Annotated in this window: 15 protein-coding genes; 14 read left to right on the top strand and 1 reads right to left on the bottom strand. The window is 63.4% G+C overall.

Annotation, left to right across the window (positions count from 1 at the left end; genetic code table 11):
• Positions 1-12: 12 nt before the first annotated feature.
• Positions 13-1,182 carry a YncE family protein gene (locus FHY04_RS16720; RefSeq protein WP_183937241.1) on the bottom strand — a complete coding sequence of 390 codons (1,170 nt, stop codon included), beginning with the start codon at positions 1,180-1,182 and terminating at the stop codon, positions 13-15.
• Positions 1,183-1,426: 244 nt separating this feature from the next.
• Between FHY04_RS16720 and FHY04_RS16725 the strand changes: the two genes are divergently transcribed.
• From FHY04_RS16725 to FHY04_RS16790, 14 genes are all read left to right on the top strand, one after another.
• Positions 1,427-1,906 carry a hypothetical protein gene (locus FHY04_RS16725; RefSeq protein WP_183937242.1) on the top strand — a complete coding sequence of 160 codons (480 nt, stop codon included), beginning with the start codon at positions 1,427-1,429 and terminating at the stop codon, positions 1,904-1,906.
• Between the two features lie 47 nt (positions 1,907-1,953).
• Positions 1,954-2,310: a DUF305 domain-containing protein gene (locus tag FHY04_RS16730; RefSeq protein WP_260171594.1), complete on the top strand. Its 357-nt coding sequence runs from the start codon at positions 1,954-1,956 to the stop codon at positions 2,308-2,310.
• Positions 2,307-3,725: a YncE family protein gene (locus tag FHY04_RS16735; RefSeq protein WP_055879837.1), complete on the top strand. Its 1,419-nt coding sequence runs from the start codon at positions 2,307-2,309 to the stop codon at positions 3,723-3,725. The genes FHY04_RS16730 and FHY04_RS16735 overlap by 4 nt, the downstream gene beginning before the upstream one ends.
• A 221-nt stretch (positions 3,726-3,946) precedes the next feature.
• Positions 3,947-4,531: a recombinase family protein gene (locus FHY04_RS16740; protein ID WP_183937244.1), complete on the top strand. Its 585-nt coding sequence runs from the start codon at positions 3,947-3,949 to the stop codon at positions 4,529-4,531.
• 4 nt (positions 4,532-4,535) lie between these two features.
• Complete coding sequence (locus tag FHY04_RS16745) at positions 4,536-7,514, top strand: Tn3 family transposase (RefSeq protein WP_183937245.1); 2,979 nt, start codon at positions 4,536-4,538, stop codon at positions 7,512-7,514.
• A 181-nt stretch (positions 7,515-7,695) separates the two neighbouring features.
• Entirely contained in the window at positions 7,696-7,833 is a 138-nt protein-coding gene (locus FHY04_RS16750) for a hypothetical protein (RefSeq protein WP_183937246.1), read from the top strand.
• A 233-nt stretch (positions 7,834-8,066) separates the two neighbouring features.
• Complete coding sequence (locus FHY04_RS16755; protein WP_260171589.1) at positions 8,067-8,378, top strand: hypothetical protein; 312 nt, start codon at positions 8,067-8,069, stop codon at positions 8,376-8,378.
• Between the two features lie 234 nt (positions 8,379-8,612).
• Positions 8,613-9,104, top strand: a complete 492-nt coding sequence (locus FHY04_RS16760; RefSeq protein ID WP_183937247.1) for an RNA polymerase subunit sigma-70 — start codon at positions 8,613-8,615, stop codon at positions 9,102-9,104.
• Between the two features lie 27 nt (positions 9,105-9,131).
• A complete protein-coding gene (locus FHY04_RS16765) occupies positions 9,132-9,497 on the top strand; it encodes a hypothetical protein (protein ID WP_183937248.1) in 366 nt (121 codons plus the stop codon).
• A gap of 25 nt (positions 9,498-9,522) precedes the next feature.
• Positions 9,523-10,005 carry a hypothetical protein gene (locus FHY04_RS16770; RefSeq protein WP_183937249.1) on the top strand — a complete coding sequence of 161 codons (483 nt, stop codon included), beginning with the start codon at positions 9,523-9,525 and terminating at the stop codon, positions 10,003-10,005.
• The gene (locus FHY04_RS16775; protein WP_183937250.1) at positions 9,975-10,445 is read left to right on the top strand and encodes a MarR family transcriptional regulator; all 471 of its coding nucleotides are present in this window, start codon (positions 9,975-9,977) and stop codon (positions 10,443-10,445) included. Before FHY04_RS16770 ends, FHY04_RS16775 begins: the two co-directional genes overlap by 31 nt.
• Before the next feature lie 680 nt (positions 10,446-11,125).
• The gene (gene repC, locus FHY04_RS16780) at positions 11,126-12,460 is read left to right on the top strand and encodes a plasmid replication protein RepC (protein WP_183937251.1); all 1,335 of its coding nucleotides are present in this window, start codon (positions 11,126-11,128) and stop codon (positions 12,458-12,460) included.
• 241 nt (positions 12,461-12,701) lie between these two features.
• A complete protein-coding gene (locus FHY04_RS16785; protein ID WP_267382050.1) occupies positions 12,702-13,628 on the top strand; it encodes a replication initiator protein A in 927 nt (308 codons plus the stop codon).
• Positions 13,629-13,805: 177 nt separating this feature from the next.
• Complete coding sequence (locus FHY04_RS16790) at positions 13,806-18,026, top strand: strawberry notch-like NTP hydrolase domain-containing protein (RefSeq protein WP_183937252.1); 4,221 nt, start codon at positions 13,806-13,808, stop codon at positions 18,024-18,026.
• Positions 18,027-18,105: the final 79 nt, after the last annotated feature.

Here is an 18,105-nt window from a genome sequence, read left to right on the forward strand (position 1 = left end):
GTGTAAGACCGATCAACGCGCCGCCAGGGCAAGCGCTGCATCGCGCCCGGATGGCACTAGATTGGCGAGACCTTTTCCTGATCTTACGGCACCAGGAACGTAGATCAGGCTTTGCACATCCGTACTGATCGGGATCGTCGACGCGGTGGTGTACGTCAGCGTGTCGATCCCAGCGACCTTGTTGGTTCCGGCCAGGCTGGCATAGATCCTCGTACCATCGCCCGACGGCCAAACCGCGGTCGGAGCCGCTTGTAGCGGGATGGTTGTCACAGCCTCCAGGCTGTCGGTTCTATAGACCTTGATTGCAGGTTGATCGCCGCCAACGCTGACATAGGCAAAGGAATCGTCCGCGCGCTGAGCGAAGTTGACCGCGCCCGTTGCTGGACCAGTGTTTATCACTTCGCGTACCGCAAACGGCGGTTTGGCAGCAAAGACCGTGGTCGTGCCGCTCTCGCGGCGTGTTGCCCAGATCTGTTTGCCATCTGGCGAGACCGCGATTGCTCCCGCACCTGCACCGTTGCTGGCAACGTGTCCGACGACGCGCCGATGCTCGACGTCGACAACCAGGATGGACGGCCTTTCAGTAAGCGATACAAAGGCATAGCGTCCGTTTGGCGACAGGATGGTCGCGCCTGCTCCGCCACTTGCTGGTACGCGGGTGATCTCCCGCGCGGTCTTAGGATCCACGACCGCGATGGCATGTTCATCGCCGAGCGAAACCCAAAGTTCGTGCCCATTGGGCGTAAACGCGACGGCGGTAGGAGACGTCTGGAACACGGTCCGGCCTCGTTCCGTGTTCGTGGCCAGATCTACGAGCGTCACACTGTGCTGCGCTAATGCCGATACCGCCAGGGTCCGCCCGTCACGCGTTGCAGCCAGGTGCTGGACTTTGGGGCTGGAAAAGCTGGGCTCAGCTATCGCGCTTTTGGCGAGGTCGATGCGTCCCAGTTCGTTGCCCGCTGCAGGATCGATGACAACGATCTTCGTCGATGTCGGGTCAGACACATAGATCCGGTCATGATGGCTAAGGTCGATATCAGCCTTCGACCACGGTGCCTGAACCGCCTTGATATCGTAGGGAAAGTCGCCCGCCGCAGGTGCAGCCCAATAGGCCTGAGCGATCGCCGGGACTGGCGCTACGGAGGCCAACATCGCGGCAACCAAAACGATCGCAGCTTTCATCGTTCGATCCTTATCGCGGATCCGGCGGGTGATCGTGCCAGTCCGATGCCGCTAGATCGACCGATATGTCCCCTGCGTCCAACGCATGGTCGCGATGGTTTCAATACGAAAACGCGATCATAGATTGTCTACCGTTCTTGTTAGATGATCGGAACGACTGTGGTTATGCGTTGGACCGACCGCCCCGCCGCAATCATCTATCCTGTCACGCTCGGCATTCATCGAGACGCGCGGAGACTTCCTCATGGCAACACAGCCGATCTACGATCTCGCTATCGAGACACTCGTTGCTCCTACGCCTGTGCGCCGACATCTCACAATCGTGCCGGATGCAGGCAATTATGACGACCTGGAAAGAACCGCTCCAGGCATCGCATCGCGCGGCGTCCATCCTGCCACGTTGGGCTTGCTCGTCGGCGTGTATGCAGTAATGTTGCTGACTTTCTGGACCTTCTTCGCACGTGATGCAGCTACGGCGCTCGTCCTGACGGTCGTGTCGGTCTTCATGATCCTGTATTTCGGTCTGATTGCTGGCGGCATCGTACTCAGCGATACTCCCGCCCCCGGCGAACATCTCCGCTCGTTCCCGGAGTTCATCAAGGGCCCGGTCGATATTTTGACGGGCACGATCACAGGGCGCGAAGCGGCTGTACAGATGCTCTTTCTCCCGGCCTGCATGGCCGTGCTAGCAACGATCATCGGCATCATCGCTCGCGTGTCGTAAACAGTAAAACTAGGGACAGGACGATGAGATCACGCACGACCTTGCTGATGGCGATAGGCTTGTCCGTATCGACCGCTGCTATCGCGCAAACGGACGGCTTCGCGTCCGCGATGGATGCGGCGATGACGCGGATGCACGGCGCGATGATGACCGGTTATTCGAGCGATCCCGATCGCGACTTCGCAAGGATGATGATTCCCCATCATCAGGGCGCGATCGACATGGCCGAAGTCGAACTGCGCTATGGCAAAGACGAACGCCTGCGCCGGCTTGCGCAGGGAATCATCGTCGAACAACGACAGGAAATCGCGGTGATGCAGAGCATCCTATCCGAAGGCGGCGCGTTGCCGCCCCACACCGAACCGACCGCGACCGGTCACCCCCATCAAGGAGACCGTCCATGAAGCGTTTCACCTTAACCGCCTGTGCCGCCCTGTCTTTCTCGGCCCCGGCATTTGCGCAGCAGGTTCCGAACGCGAGCCCCGACATACCCGTCAGCGCGCAGGACCGGTTCTACACCTCGGACCAGTTCTCCAACACCGTGTCGGTGATCGATCCGTCGACCAACACGCTGCTCGGCGTCATCAAGCTCGGTGACCAGACCCCCGCCAATCTCAGCCCACTCTACAAGGGGCAGCTGCTCGTCCACGGCATGGGCTTCTCGCCCGACCGTAAGACGCTGGCGGTGATCTCCATCGGGTCGAACTCGGTGACGTTCATCGACACCGCGACCAACGCCGTGAAGCACACGACCTATGTCGGGCGCTCGCCGCACGAGGCGTTCTTCCGTCCCGATGGTCGCGAAGTGTGGGTCGCGGTGCGCGGCGAGGATTACATTCAGGTACTCGACGGCAAGACGTTCGCGCCAACGACGCGCATTCCCGTACCTAACGGCCCCGGCATGACGATCTTCTCGCCGAACGGGAAATACGGCTATGTCTGTTCGAGCTTCTCACCCGAGACCGTGGTGATCGACACCGCCTCGAAGAAGATCGTCGGTCGCGTCAAGCAGGCAAGCCCGTTCTGCCCCGACATCGCCGCGACGCCCGACGGCAAGCAGGTCTGGCTGACGCTGAAGGACGTCGGCAAGGTCATGGTGTTCGACGCCAAGCCACCCTTCGCAGTGCTGAAGACGTTCGACACCGGCGCGATCACCAACCACGTCAACATCGCCCGCACCAAGGCCGGCCAGTTCGCCTATGTGACGGTCGGCACCGAGAATGTCGTGAAGGTGTTCCGCACCACCGACTTCGTGCAGGTCGCGAGCATCCCGGTCGGCGCGCTGCCGCACGGTCTGTGGCCGTCGGGCGACGGCTCGCGGATCTATGTCGGGCTGGAGAACGCCGACGCTGTTGCGGCGATCGACACCGCCAGCAACACCGTCATCGCGACGATTCCGATCGGTCAGGGGCCGCAAGGCGTGGCCTATGTTCCCGGCGCGGTGCCGGTAGGCGAAGGCCGTGCAAACCTGATACCGCTCGCACAGGCCGGCATGAAGATCCAGCTGACCCTCGCCGGGACTGGCCGCAGCCAGGTCACGCTGTTCGATCAAGGCCAAGTCCAGATCCTGCAGGCGGCGGTTGCGGGCCTCAGCCCAAAGATGCCCTATGTCCTTGGGCTATCCTCCCGCGCTGATGGTGGCGGCGTGATCCAGCCTCTGGCAAAGTTCATGACCAATCCCGCGGGCGGCGCGATCGTCAACACGCTCGGACCGCTCCGCCAGATCGTCAGCGACGCGAAGGGCGACATGCGCCGGTACCTCGTCATTGCGTCAGGCGACCCGATGATGCCGAGCGCTGTCGTTCAGGTGCAGAAATGAGGGTTCAGGTGAACCCTGCGATCTCCTGTCCGTATCGAGTATCTTGGTCATGACGCCGGTATAGGTTGCCGCAGCGTCTTGAGACTGTCGGAAAACACATGATAAGCGACACCCCGGACCTGTGCCTTCGCCGAACCACACGCGCCTCCGCCCATAACAATCGACAAACCCTGTCGCTTTGATAGAGTGTGTGGGAACATGCGTTCGGAGGTTTGTCGTACATGCTGGTCGGATATATGCGGGTGTCGTCGGTCGACGACCGCCAGACGGTCGATCTACAGCGCGACGCGCTGGTCGCAGCCGGTGTCGATCATCGGCATCTCCATACCGATAAGGCATCCGGCGCGCGCGACGATCGGTCGGGGCTGAAAGCTTGTCTCGACTATCTGAGCGCAGGCGACACGCTGATCGTGTGGAAACTTGACCGGCTCGGACGCTCGCTGCCGCACCTGCTGACGATCATCACCGACCTGAAGGCGCGCGGCATCGCCTTCCGATCGCTGACGGAAGCGATGGATACGACCACCCCGCATGGCGAATTGCTGTTTTCACTGTTCGGTGCATTGGCACAGTACGAGCGGGCGCTGACGCGCGAACGGGTGATGGCGGGGCTCGCTGCCGCGAAGCGCCGGGGCCGACAGGGCGGGCGTCCGCCGATGATCGACGCCGAAACGCTCGAACGGATCACCGCCGCGCTGGATGGCGGCGCCAGCAAGGCGTCCGTCTGTCGCACCTTCAAGGTGCCGCGCTCGACCCTCCTTGGGACGCTGGCCCGGATCGGCTGGACCCCGCCCGCCAAGGTCTGAGCCAATGCCGCGTCGCGCCGTTCTGTCGGAGGAACAACGCGCGGCACTGCTCGCGCTTCCCGACGACGAAACCATACTCGTCCAGCACTGGACGTTGAGCCACGACGACCTGGCCGTCATCGTGCGCCGGAGGCGGCCGCACAACCGGCTGGGTTTCGCCATCCAGCTTTGCGCGCTGCGCTATCCCGGTCGCCTGCTCCGCCCCGGTGAACTGATCCCCGCCACCCCGCTCGCGTTCGTCGCCGAGCAATTGCAGGTCGCGGCCGAGGTGCTGGCCGATTACGCGACACGCGGCCCGACCCGGTACGAACAACTCGATGCGCTGCGCGATGCGTTCGGGTTTTCGCCGCTCAGTCGGCCGCTGCGAACGACATTGCAGGAATGGCTCCTGCCGATCGCGCTGACGACGACCAGCGGTGCCGGGCTGGCGCGGTTGCTGCTGGGCGAGTGCCGGCGACGGCGCATCATCATGCCGGGCATCAGTGCGGTCGAACGGATGGTCGCGCAGGGGTTGCTCGATGCCGAGCGCCATGTCGCCGACCATCTCACCCGAGGGCTGGATACCGGTCAATGCCGTCTGCTCGATGCCCTTCTCCTGCATCATGCCGGTACGAACATGAGCAGCCTCGGATGGGTGCGACAGCCACCCGGCAAGCCGGGCCGTAAGACGTTCGCCATCATCGCCCAGCGGCTCGCGCTGCTCCGCGATATCGGGATCGATCCCGATATCGCTACGGGCATCCACCCTGAGCGCCTGCGACGCCTCTGTCAGCAAGGGGCGCGGCTGACCGCGCAACATGTCCGAACGTTGCAAGCGACGCGGCGTCGCGCGGTCCTGGTGGCGACGATACTCGAAACTATCGTCACGCTCACCGACGATGCGGTGCTGATGTTCGACCGCCTGTTGGGGCAGATGTTCCGGCGCGAGCAGAACAGCGCGGACACCGCGCTCAAGCGCGACCGGCGCACCATCAACGGCAAGATCCGGCTGCTCGCCCGGCTCGGCGATGCCCTGCTTGCCGCCAGGGTGTCGGGCGGCGACATCGCCGCTGCGGTCGAGGCCGCGATCGGATGGGACGATCTCGGCCGTGAGGTCGATGAAGCCCGCAAGCTGATCCGCCCCGATGCCGTCGATCCCGTCACGATCGCCGCGACCCACTACCCCGTTCTCCGACAGGTCGGCCCCTCATTCATCGCGTCGTTCACGTTCGGGGCGGTGCCGGCCTGCCATGCGCTCGCGCGAGCGGTTGCGATCATCCGCGACCTTCATCTCGGTCGTTTGCGAAAACTGCCGTCCGATGCGCCGGTCGGCTTCATCCGACAGGCCTGGCGTCGGACGATCGGCTCCGGCCTTCCTGATCGCCGGACCTATGAACTGTGCGTGCTGGTGGAGCTTCGCGACCGGCTGCGCGCCGGCGACATGTGGGTCGAGGGAAGCCGGCGCTATCGTGCCGTCGAACAACAACTCATTTCCGGTCCCGTCTTCGCTGCCATGCGCGCGGCCGGTCCCTTGCCGATCCCGGCACCGGATACGGCCGGTGTCTGGCTGGCCGAACGACGCGCCCGCCTTGCCCGTCGATTGGCCGAGGTCGAGCGAAAGGCGGAGACGGACGCGCTGGAAGACGTGCGGCTCAGCCTCGGCAGGCTGCGGATTTCGCCGTTGAAGGCGATCACGCCCGAAGAAGCCGATACCGCGCTCGCACCGCTTTATGCCCATCTGCCCGCGATCCGCATCACCGACCTTCTTGCTGAAGTCGATCGATGGACCGGATTCAGCCAGTGCTTCACGCATCTGCAAAGTGGCCGTGTCGCCGATGAACCGCGTGCGATCCTGACGGCGGTGCTCGCGGATGCGACCAATCTGGGCCACACGCGCATGGCGGAAGCCTGCAATGTCGTGACCCAGCGCCAGCTTGGTTGGCTCGCCTCATGGCATCTGCGCGAGGAAACCTACGGTCGCGCTCTCGCTCGTCTGGTCGACGCCCAGCATACCGCGCCACTCGCCGCCCTGTTCGGGTCCGGCACCTCGTCCAGTTCGGACGGTCAGAACTTCCCGCTCGATCGCCGCGCCCAGGCAACCGGCGCGGTCAATCCGCACAAGGGGGCAGAGCCTGCCGTCTCCTTCTACAGCCATGTCTCGGATCGCTACGCGCCGTTCCATTCCACCGTCATCTCGGCGTCCGCGAGCGAGGCCGCGCAGGTGTTGGACGGGCTGCTCCACCACGGTGCCGATCTGCATATTGAGGAGCACCACGTCGATGGCGGGGGCGTGTCGGATCATGTGTTCGCGCTATGCCATCTGCTCGGATTTCGATTCGCGCCGCGCATCCCGAACATCGCCGCGCGCCGTCTGCACCTGTTCGACGGCATTGAGCCCGGACCCGATATCGCGCCGCTGGTCGCGGGCGGGATAGACGAAGCCCTGATTGCCGCGCACTGGAACGACGTGCTGCGTCTGGGAACATCGATCCGCACCGGCGTCGTGAGCGCGTCGATCATGCTCGAACGGCTCGGCTCCTATCCCCGCGCCAACGGCCTGGCACTCGCATTGCGCGAGATCGGCCGCGTCGAGCGTACCCTGTTCACGCTCGACTGGATCGAGCAGCCCGAACAGCGGCGTCGCGCTACCCGCGAACTCAACAAGGGCGAGGCCGAAAATGCGCTGAAACGCGCCATCTTCTTCCACCGGATCGGCCGTATCCGCGACCATGCGCTGCAAGCGCAGAGCCATCGGGCGAGCGCGCTCAATCTCGTCGCAGGTGCCATCGTCCTGTGGAACACGACCTACCTGCAAGCCGCCCGGAAGCATCTCGCCAACCTCGGCCGGCCGGTCTCCCCGGACCTGCTGCAACACCTTTCGCCGCTCGGCTGGCAGCACATCAACCTCACCGGCGATTATCTCTGGACCGATCCCGACGCGCCATCGAAAGCCCTCAGGCCGCTCCGCCAGACCCGCGCCGTAGAAGGCCCGGCGAAACCTTAGCGTATATCTGGGTCCGTTCTATGTACCGACCCCCTACCGGGCAAGGCTCCATCGGCGCATTTACGCGGACCAAGCCACCGTGCCAGCGTCCCTGCCCTCGCGGGTGAGGATCCTCGCTTGAGGTGTGCCACGTGGCACACCTGTGGACGCGCAACGCGCGAGCAATGCCCGATAGTTGTTGATGACCTCCTCCACGGAGGCGATCGACACGACGATCGTCCGGGCGAGCTCCCGCGCCGCCCGCCATGCGGCAGATCGATACGGCAACGAGCGCGACGCCTACTTCCAGGATGCTGGGCTCTGCTCGGGTTTGCAATGACAGCGTGTTTTCGCTTGAGCCTTGTGCCATAGCGGTCGGGCTTGGGCATGGCTTGAACACCATCCTTGGCCCGCATGTGCGGTCGAATGCTGGGTCCCCGATTTCCGTCGGGCGGCCCGCGAAATACAAGACCTTGCTACCGCTTGTCGGTGCGGGGAATACGTGGGGCGTGGTTACCAGTGTTCCCGCGTGTTCAACCGTCCCGGCTACGGGCGGTTGATGGAACGCGCGCCATGTCCTTGATCAAAAGTTTGCTTACGAGGTTCCGCCGGCATCAAAGCCCTTCAAAGGGTTTCTCCGGAAGTGGTTCGGGAATGCTTCAGGTCGAAGCGCTGGTGCAGGCACATGGTGACTGGCTGGCTCTTCTGGCCACGATACTGGAACGCGAACGCGTGATCACAAGCGCCGAACTCGCCCGCACCCTGTCCGAATTTGCCGCGCATACAGCCGAAGATCGCCCTGCCGAGGGACAGATCCTTTCCTTTTGGGCCTCACGCTTGAACGACGCAGCCGCAACGCTCGGCAAATTTCCGTCCGTTCACTAGGGCTATCACTCATGCTGAGTGGCGGCCGCTGCCGATCGCCGAGGTGCGCATGGGGTCGGCCTGCTTCGAAAGTGAGAACTCGGCGACGCGTCGTGGGCACTCGAACGTGACCTGTTCGCCGCGTTCGCGCGCCGACTGAACTCATTCGAGATGTCAATTTGATCGACAGAGCCCGTCAGGAGTTATCCCTGATCTGGAGCCGAATCATTCCGCGTCGCGAGTATTTTCGAGAGCATGCTGACCAACGAACCGGGCAGACGTCCTGCCGAACGGACGCCCCCAACCCCGACGCCCGATGTAAGCGCACCGGATCGCATTGCCCGCCTGACCGATCGGCAACGGTCTTATCTCCGCCTTGTGCTTCAGAACCGCAACTCGAAGGAGATCGCGGCGGCCACAGGTAGCAGCCACCGGGCGGTCGATAAGCAGCTGTTAAAGGCCAACAATATTCTCGGTGCGCCGACCCGTTTTGATGCCGCGCGGCTACTGGCGGAGTACGACGGAGGGGTAGAGCCTTTACCCCCTGCAAACGACCTACCTTCCGCGCCACCAACTTTCCCGCTTCCCCTCCCGTTGCCGACCGCTGGGGCGGCAGCGAATATGCTCACCTGGAAGCAGGTTGCCTTCTGGACCGCGATCATCTCGATCGTGACCCCCTTGGGGCTGACTGCGGCCGGCATGGCGATCGTAACGCTGCTTCTTCTGCTCGGGCTGAAACCAATGTGATGGGCGCGCGGTGCCCAAGGAGGCCTTATGCAATCCCTTTCGAACACAAGCCGGATCGTCGCGGACGAACTGCGCAGAGCGGAGCGATCAATCAATCTAGCCACACGCGATACGGCGCAATTTTTGCTGACCACGCTCGAGGCGACGGAGGCGCACAGCCTATCCGCCGCGATGACGCAGCGCACGGTGAAGGCGACGGTCGCGGCGCTGTCGGCCCTCGTCGATGGTCAGGATCAGATGGCAATGCGAGCACATCTGTTTGTCGAGAAGGTCGGTCGCCAACTGGGTCTGACGGAGACGAGTTGGGGCGAGAATTTGCCGAAGCCATCATCTGCGTCGCTCGAGGAGATCGACTTTCCGCCGATTGTCGAGGTTACGTCACCGCAGGGGTAACGGCGGGCGGGCCGGGAGAAATCCTATGAGCCCCCAGATAATCCTCGCGGTCATCTTCAACGTCGTCATGGTCGGCGTGCTGCTCTTCGCAGCACTCCGAGGAGGCCGGCCCGAGCGACTGGGCGCGCTCATCAACATGGCGGGGTTCGCCACGACTACGGCTATTCGATTGATCGCGGCGAGCGAAGGCTGGGCTCCAGGTGAGGTATCGATCCTGGTGATTGATGCGGGCGTCGCCGCCGGATTCTTCTGGCTGGGCATATCGACAATCCGCTTCTGGCCGATCTGGGCAGCAGGCTTTGCGGTAGCCGATCTCTTCATGAGCATCTTCGGCGCCCTGCTGCCAACCGTGCCGCTCTTTGCCTACCACACCGGGCTTGGGATCTACGCCTACCTCGCGCTCGGCGCGCTTGCGCTCGGCACGTTCCGCTTGCCAGCGAACGCCGAGCCCTACATCGGAAACGGGTCAAGACGATTATGGGTGCAGCATCTGAAGGAGACGACCTGATCGACGTCGTCGTGCGGCTGCCGCGCAAGGCGATCGAAGAAACTTTGCTGTCTATGCCGCCAGACGCGAGAGACCTGTCCGAGCGCAGGCTCGCCGAGGCCAGGGCGGTGTTGGTCGGCCGGCGTCGGCGGGCGACCCACTTCAACGGGGTCCGCTTCTATGATCCGAGCTGGGACATGATCCTGGAGCTTTACGTGGCTACGTGCGAGCGGCGCCGCATCGCTGTGTCCCAGCTTTGTAAGCTGAGCGGAGGCTCGACGACCACCGCTTTGCGCCACATCGAGCATCTCGAGGCGCTTGGATACATAGTCAGACAAACGGATCCCGAGGACGGACGCCGCCTGATTGTCGGCACGCTCGCTCCCCTTCTTGCTGCTTCCGAGCAGTGGCTCGATCTTCAAATCGCCGAGTCCCGAATACAGGATCGGAGATCGGGCTGACGATTTTCTACGGCTCACACTAGACTCCGTTCTTTTGATCATCAGAGACATATCGAACGACTGAAAAGGTCTCGTTCGATCTACCGCTTGGACAGACGGCGTCAGCCAATTTCGAGCCCGAACCTGCAATGCCTCGCTAACTTAACTGCCATTGCCCCGCCACGCCTATCCGGCGCGGCACAGTGGAGGATGCTCTCCTTCTGCGCTACATGTCACGTGAGACAGCCGAATCGTCGGATTCTCACGCCGTTACCGAAAGCACGAGCGAGAGCGCGACGACGTTACCGATAGCACGTGTCTCAGCGGCACGGCGTTATCGATAGCACGAGCGAAGATCGACGCTTCGTTACCGATAGCACGTGATTATTGCGCGTCCCGTTACCGATAGCACGATTCATCGCGCACGACTGACCCGCCAGCGATGCTTAACAATCGACGTTGTGGATCGGCTCAACGCTGACCGCCGCCGTCCACCCGGGCGGGCGCCACAACGATCAAGGGGGACGCTGTGCGGACATGAAAAACCCGGCACGAGGCCGGGCTTTTCGGGACGCCTGCTAGGGCGGATGTGAGAACCCTCACCTAACTGGCTCCCTTTCATATTGCTACCCCAAAGCGCCGACCGTGGCGCCACGGAGTCGCTTTGTCTGCACGGGCTCCCCTCCCAGGGAGAACGAACAATGGCTGCTGCCCAAAGCCCCGGCCGGGGACTACGCCGGTTTGACGAGCATGCCGCCAAGGCGACGAAGCTTGTCGATGAATTTTGCGGGCTCGAGACCGGAATGGCACCTTCCAACGCGCTTGCGGCGCTCAAAAGGGCGGCTCCTTATATGGGCGTCCCCCTGCGCGTGGTCTCCGTCATCGATCTCCTGTTTGCCTGGACGAAGCCGCAGGACTGGCAGGGTGGCCAAATCCCCGTCGTTTGGCCGTCGAACGACCTGCTCGCGCAAAAGCTGGGCGTAACCGTCCGACAGGTTCAAAAGCTCTTGAACCAGGCACAGGCCTTCGGCCTGATCAGCTTTCGGGATAGTCCGAACGGTCATCGTGGTGGACGCCGCGGGGCCGACGGCTTCATCACGTGGGGCTACGGCATCGTGCTCGCTCCGATCGGGACCAGGCTTCAAGAATTTGCTGCCCGCGCGGCCAAGGGAGCCGCAGAGGACGCGGCACTGACAGTGCTCCGCAAGCGCCTTGCCGCTGCCCGCAGGAATATCAGGGCTCTGGCCCAAACGGCATTCGACGCCGATCTTCACGATTTGAAGGCGGGCGACGATCTTGCGTTGGCGTTGATGGCCACCGACCAGATGCGCTGCGTCCGCGATGCCGGCCTTCTGACGGCCTGTGTGGAGCAGATCGAAGAGCGTGCGCGTCGTCTTGCCGGGGCTGTTTCGGCCAAGATTGCCGTCCCCAATATAGTTAGCGATCAGGATGATAGTTCATGCTGGGATGGACCGGAGGACATCCACTCTACAACTACAAACCAACTCCAATCTGCTAAAGCAGATACCCGTAGCGGCTTAGCGAAAAAGAGTAGTGGAAATGGGGACGCCCTCCCCTCTCAACCTCAAACTGCCGTCGACGACGATCTGGAGAAACACGGTGTCGATCCGGAATTCATGATGTCGATCGCGCCGGAGCTCTGTTCCGGTCTGCTCCACCGGGATGGATCGTGGGGCGAGGTGGTCGCCACCGCGGAGCGGCTTGCGGGCCAGTCGGGGATCAGCAATCACGCGTTCAAGGAAGCCTGTCGCATCATGGGGCAACGAGGTGCTGCTGCCTCCGTCATCGCCACCATCCAGAAATACCGGCGCGGCGAGGTTCAGCGGCCCGGCGCGTATCTCCGCGGAATGAGCAGCAAGGCTGGTAAGGGCGAATTGAACCTTGGGCGGACGCTCCACGGTCTCAAGGACACGAGCCGCGCGGTCGCCATGCGGGGGATGTCCGATGGGACGGACGCGACGCCGATCGGGAGCCTGATGTCGCGGCTGGTTTCCCGGGGAGCCGGACTACGATGACGGGATCTCTTCATCTTTTCAAAGGCCTGGACCTCGTGCTGCACACCTGGTCTTTGAACGGCTTTCACGGCGTTACCGATAGCACGAGTCCCGACCGAGTTTGCGGTGGCCCGCACCTACCGAAATGTGAAACACACCCCGATTTACCGGCTAAATCGCTCCAAATCCTCGTGCTATCGATAACGCGGTCGCTTATCCGACTGCAGGTTTGCGGCCGATCCGCTATAAGCGGGTTTGCTAAGTGAAGCTGGTGGGAGCCCCGACGATGGATTCGCGAGAAGTCGCTCTCACCCAGGGTAAGCTGTTCGACTATCTCGACAGCCCGCTACACGGCAAAGTCCGTGGCGAGCAGAGTATCATGGACTTTCCACTCTTCTCGTTAGCGAAGCGGCCTCAGATGGAGGCGATGACCTACGAGATGGACGGCGTCAAAATCGAGATCAAGCCCAGTTCGAGCGGTATCGCGACGATGTGGGATAAAGAGGTCCTGATCTACGTCCTGTCGCTGATGGTGCAGCATATTGGTCGGACCGGGGGTGAAGTACAGAACGTCTTCACGTTCAATGCACACGACTTCTTCCGGGCGACCGGCGTTGGACGCCCATCGAAGCGTGATTACGATCGCTTCATCGAAGCGCTCGGTCGTTTGCAGGGCACGCAGATCCGGACGAACATCAAAACTGGCACCGTGGGGACGAAGGGCTTCTTCTCTTGGTTCGCGGAAGCGCAGGCGACCACTCGCGAAACGGCGAGCGGCGTCGATCAACTCATGCCGGTCCGCGTCCAGCTCTGTGACTGGCTCGTCCGCGCGGTCTCTCGTGACAGCCGTATCTATGACTACCACAACGACTATTTTCGTCTCGGCTCGATTGAACGACGCCTTTATGAATTGGCGCACTGCTATTGTCGTGATGAAGAATATGAAATGCCTCTGGAAATGCTGGGTGCGAAGATCGGCTCAACGTCGCCGCTCCGCACGTTGAAAAGTCAGCTGAAGAAGATCGCAGCCGAGAATAAAATGCCGAGCTACTCAATCGAAGTGCGGGAAGTTGTTCCGGAAGTCCCTGCGCGGGATAAACTAGGCCGACGGGTCGGGAAGCCCGAGACGGTTGTTGTGATGAAGCCCAAGGATCGTTTGACAGGAAGTCGAGCCGCGTTGGCCGCCTGATATCGATCCATATGCCTGACATCCTGCGCAACTAGCTGCGGTCGACGCGTCCCAACCGGCTTTGGGAGATGGCTTCGCGGTAGCGATGCTTCGTCGGGCACAAGGCGTTCAGAGGAGAGGGAGCCTTCGGCTTGTTGATCCGGTGATGAGCACCGGGCGACAAGAAGGAAGCCCTCGATGCGCACCTCAGCCGCAGCTCTCGAACTCGACTTCACCGAACCCTCGATCACGGCCGCCAAGGCGGTCGCCGACACCATCGCGAGGAACGGTTCGCTCCAGCGCGACACGCTGCTGTGGGTTATGGAGCAAGCCTATGGCGGATCCTCGGCCGACGGTCGTTGGTCGCTACGCGACGCTTACGACATGCTCGAACTCGCCGAGGTCATGCACCTGGCGAAGGCCGACCTGCCGTCCACACCCGGCGATTGCCTTGCCGCGCTGACCGAGCTGGTCGCCGGCCTGCCGACGCATACCGTTCGCAGCGAGGAGCAGATCGAGCTTCAGCAATTCTCGACCCCGGCCCCGGTCGCCTACCTCGCTGCGCTCGCCGGCAGGATCGCGACCACGGATCTGGTCCTCGAACCGTCTGCCGGGACCGGCCTGCTCGCCGCCTTCGCGCACCGCGTCGGTGCCCGCCTGGTCCTTAACGAGATCGATCCGGCGCGCGCTGAGATGCTCGCTGCCGCGTTCCCGGGCGTTGCTGTCACGCGGCACGACGGCGAGCTGATCCACGATCTACTCGAACCAACGATCCGGCCAACGGCCGTCCTCATCAATCCTCCCTTCTCGCGCAGCATCGGTCGCCACGCCGACCGCCAAGCAGCGTTCCGACATCTTCGCGCCGCCTTGATGCGTCTCGGCACCGGAGGCCGCTGCGCCGCCATCCTGCCCGACCGCGTCGATACCTCGAGCCGCGCCTGGGCGAAGGCGACCGAGGGTTGCACGCTGACGCTGCACCTCGAATTGCCGGCGAATACCTATGCGAAGCATGGCACCAGCCAGACGGTGAAAATCATGGTGCTGGAAAAGGGCACTGGCACGCCTGCCGAGCTGATCCGCTGCTCGACGCTCGCCGATGCGCTTGCGGCGATCACCGCCAAGACCGCTCCGCCTGTGTGCGCGCCTGTCCCGCGCACGGCGTCGCTGCTCACCCGCCCCACCGGGCGTAGCTCGCTTCTTGGCGGCTTGGCGAGCAAACCGCGCCTGAGCGCACCACCCGCAAAAGCCGCTAGGTCGCAGACCGCGATCCCGATCGATTATACCGTTTTTGCCGAGCCACTACCGACCGGCGAGTCTGTCGGTGTGTACCTCCCCTATCGGCCAAGCCGTATCGCGATCGGTTGCGCATCGGCGCATCCAACCGCGCTGGTGGAATCGATCGCGATGGGCTCGATCACAGCGCCACGGCCGACCTACGTTCCCACGCTCCCGCACGCTGTCGTCGACGCGAAGACGCTCTCCGACGCGCAGCTCGAGACGCTGATCTATGCCGGCGACGCCTTTGAGCGCGACATTCCCGGCCTGTTCAAACCTGTCGAGGAGGGGCTCTCGATCGCACCGTCCGAGGATGGGCGTCCCTACCGGACCGGCTTCTTCCTCGGTGACGGCACCGGGGCCGGCAAGGGCCGTCAGGTTGCCGCGATCATCCTCGACCAGTGGCTGCGCGGACGCCGAAAACACATCTGGGTCTCCAAGACCGAGACGTTGCTCGAAGATGCGCGTCGCGACTGGACCGCCGTTGGCGGTCTCGCGCTCGACATCCAGCATCTCAACCAGTGGAAGCTGGGCTCGCCCGTAGGCGCGGCCGAAGGCGTGCTGTTCCTCACCTATGCGACGCTGCGCTCCAATCGCGGCGACAAGGGAACGCGGCTCCAGCAGATCCTCGAGTGGGTCGGCGACGACTATGACGGCATGATCGTGTTCGATGAGGCGCACGAGATGGCCGGTGTCGCAGGCGGCGAAGGTAGCTTCGGCACCAAGGACGGCTCGGACCAGGGCATCGCCGGCGTACGCCTGCAGAACCTCCTGCCGCGCGCCCGCGTCCTCTACGTCTCGGCGACCGGGGCATCGGACGTCAACAATCTGGCCTATGCCACGCGGCTTGGCCTGTGGGGTCCGGGCACGGCGTTCGCCGATCGCCGGACCTTCGTCGACTCCCTGCGCCGGGGCGGGATCGCCGCGCTGGAGCTGATCGCGCGCGACCTGAAGATGCAGGGGCTCTACGTCTCGCGCGCGCTGAGTTTCGCCGGCGTCGAGTACGATATCCTCGAACACAAGCTCACGCCTGCCCAGACCGAGGTCTATGACGCCTATGCCGATGCGTGGGCGATCATCCACAGCAACCTGCGCGCGGCGCTTGACGCGACCCGCGTGACGGACAGCTTCTCGAACGACACCTATAACAGCGGCGCCAAGGCGGCCGCGCTGTCGATCTTCGAATCCACTAAGCAGCGCTTCTTCTGCCAACTTCTGATCGGCATGAAGCTGCCCTCACTCGTTCCCGCGATCCGCGCCGATCTCGCCCGCGGTGAGAGCGTCGTGATCCAGCTCGTCTCGACGTCCGAGGCGATGCTCAACCGGGCACTGGCGGCTCTTTCGGTTGAGGAACGCGCCAATCTCGACATCGAGCTTTCGCCGCGCGAGTTCGTCATGTCCTATCTGACGGCCGCTTTCCCTGTCCGGCAGATGAAGACCTATGTCGATGACACCGGCAAGACGCGCTCCGAACCCATGTCGGACGAAGATGGCCGACCTGTGTTCAGCCAGGAAGCGCTCGAGATGCGCGACAACCTGGTCGAGCAGCTTTGCGCCCTCCCCGTCGTCGGCTCTGCCCTGGATCATATCATCGGGCATTTCGGCACCGATGCCGTCGCCGAGGTGACGGGGCGCAGCCGGCGCGTCATCATGGACGCGGGCGGCCGCCAGCGCGTCGAAAGCCGCTCACCCCGCACCAATCTCGCCGAGACCGATGCCTTCATGCGCGGCGCCAAGAAGATCCTGATATTCTCCGATGCTGGCGGCACCGGCCGCAGCTATCACGCGAGCCTCACGGCCGAGAACCAGTCGCGGCGCAATCACTACCTCCTCGAGCCCGGATGGCGCGCTGACGCTGCCATCCAGGGCCTCGGCCGCACGCACCGCACGCATCAGGCGACCGCGCCGCTGTTCCGGCCCGTCTCTACCGACTGCCGGGGCGAACGTCGCTTCATCTCGACGATCGCGCGCCGGCTCGACAGCCTGGGCGCGCTCACCCGCGGTCAGCGCCAGACCGGCGGTCAGGGCCTGTTCGACCCGCGCGACAACCTCGAAAGCGACTATGCCAAGGAGTCGCTCGAGCAGTGGTTTCGCCTGCTCGCCAATGGCAAGCTGCGCTCGACCACGCTGGACGAGTTCCAGAAACTGACCGGCCTCGAGCTGGAGGGTGAAGGTGGCGGGCTCAAGGAGGAGATGCCCCCAATCCAGCGATGGCTTAATCGCATCCTCGCGCTGCGCATCGCCATGCAGAACGCGATCTTCGACGAGTATCTGGGGCTAATCGAGGCGCGCATCGAGGCGGCCAAGGAAGCCGGCACGCTCGATCTTGGCGTCGAGAGCATCAACGCCGAGCGCATCACGATCCTCGATCGCACCGTCATCCGGCGCGACCAGACCAGCGGCGCAGAGACCGAGATCCTCCGGCTCGAGACCGAGGAACGCTACAAGCCGCTCGCGCTCGACCGCGCGCTGCGCGTTCTTGGCGACGACGCCCGCCCGATCGTCAATCGCAAGTCGGGCAAGGCCGCGATCCGGTGCAGCACCTACTCGCTGACCGACGATGATGGCGAGATCGTGCGCCGTTACGAGTTGGTCCGCCCCACACGCACCGAGCGGATGCGGCAGGATCTTCTCCTCGAAACGATGTGGGAAGATGCGAGCGAGGCGGAGTTTTCCGCGCTCTGGCAGGCCGAGGTCGAGGAGATGTCGGGCAAGACCCGCACCAATACACTCTACCTGGTCACCGGCCTGCTCCTGCCGGTCTGGGACCGCCTGCCCGACGATCACGTTCAAGTCTGGCGTCTCAACACCGATGACGGCCAGTCCTTCCTCGGCCGCATCGTTCCTGCGCCGCTCGTGACCAAGCTCGCGGACGCCTTCGGCATCGCCGCCACCATCACGGTGTCGGGTGCCGAGACCGCCAAGCACGTCATGGGCAGTGGCGAGATCACCGCGCTCGGTTCGTACCGGCTGAAGCGCAGCCTGGTCGCCGGCCAGCAGCGTCTCGAACTGCTCGACTGGCCGCACACGCGGTTGCTGGAGCTGAAGGCGGCCGGATGCTTCACCGAGATCATCCAGCACAAGACGCGGATGTTCGTCCCCGTCGCGACCGCCGCGACCGTGATCGACCGCATCATCGCTTGACCCGAACGAGGCTCTCTTCCCGATCGTCAAAGGGAGGGGAGGGAGCCTTCGGCTTTGTGAGCTTGGAGGACCAGGCTCG

The sequence above is a fragment of the Sphingomonas sp. BK481 genome (assembly GCF_014194875.1).
Taxonomy (GTDB): domain Bacteria; phylum Pseudomonadota; class Alphaproteobacteria; order Sphingomonadales; family Sphingomonadaceae; genus Sphingomonas; species Sphingomonas aerolata.

What these genes read in the sequence shown, in the direction of transcription:
- FHY04_RS16720 (WP_183937241.1), bottom strand. Translation starts at nt 1,182, where the DNA reads ATGAAAGCTGCGATCGTTTTGGTTGCCGCGATGTTGGCCTCCGTAGCG.
- FHY04_RS16725 (WP_183937242.1), top strand. Translation starts at nt 1,427, where the DNA reads ATGGCAACACAGCCGATCTACGATCTCGCTATCGAGACACTCGTTGCT.
- FHY04_RS16730 (WP_260171594.1), top strand. Translation starts at nt 1,954, where the DNA reads ATGGCGATAGGCTTGTCCGTATCGACCGCTGCTATCGCGCAAACGGAC.
- FHY04_RS16735 (WP_055879837.1), top strand. Translation starts at nt 2,307, where the DNA reads ATGAAGCGTTTCACCTTAACCGCCTGTGCCGCCCTGTCTTTCTCGGCC.
- FHY04_RS16740 (WP_183937244.1), top strand. Translation starts at nt 3,947, where the DNA reads ATGCTGGTCGGATATATGCGGGTGTCGTCGGTCGACGACCGCCAGACG.
- FHY04_RS16745 (WP_183937245.1), top strand. Translation starts at nt 4,536, where the DNA reads ATGCCGCGTCGCGCCGTTCTGTCGGAGGAACAACGCGCGGCACTGCTC.
- FHY04_RS16750 (WP_183937246.1), top strand. Translation starts at nt 7,696, where the DNA reads ATGACCTCCTCCACGGAGGCGATCGACACGACGATCGTCCGGGCGAGC.
- FHY04_RS16755 (WP_260171589.1), top strand. Translation starts at nt 8,067, where the DNA reads ATGTCCTTGATCAAAAGTTTGCTTACGAGGTTCCGCCGGCATCAAAGC.
- FHY04_RS16760 (WP_183937247.1), top strand. Translation starts at nt 8,613, where the DNA reads ATGCTGACCAACGAACCGGGCAGACGTCCTGCCGAACGGACGCCCCCA.
- FHY04_RS16765 (WP_183937248.1), top strand. Translation starts at nt 9,132, where the DNA reads ATGCAATCCCTTTCGAACACAAGCCGGATCGTCGCGGACGAACTGCGC.
- FHY04_RS16770 (WP_183937249.1), top strand. Translation starts at nt 9,523, where the DNA reads ATGAGCCCCCAGATAATCCTCGCGGTCATCTTCAACGTCGTCATGGTC.
- FHY04_RS16775 (WP_183937250.1), top strand. Translation starts at nt 9,975, where the DNA reads ATGGGTGCAGCATCTGAAGGAGACGACCTGATCGACGTCGTCGTGCGG.
- repC (WP_183937251.1), top strand. Translation starts at nt 11,126, where the DNA reads ATGGCTGCTGCCCAAAGCCCCGGCCGGGGACTACGCCGGTTTGACGAG.
- FHY04_RS16790 (WP_183937252.1), top strand. Translation starts at nt 13,806, where the DNA reads ATGCGCACCTCAGCCGCAGCTCTCGAACTCGACTTCACCGAACCCTCG.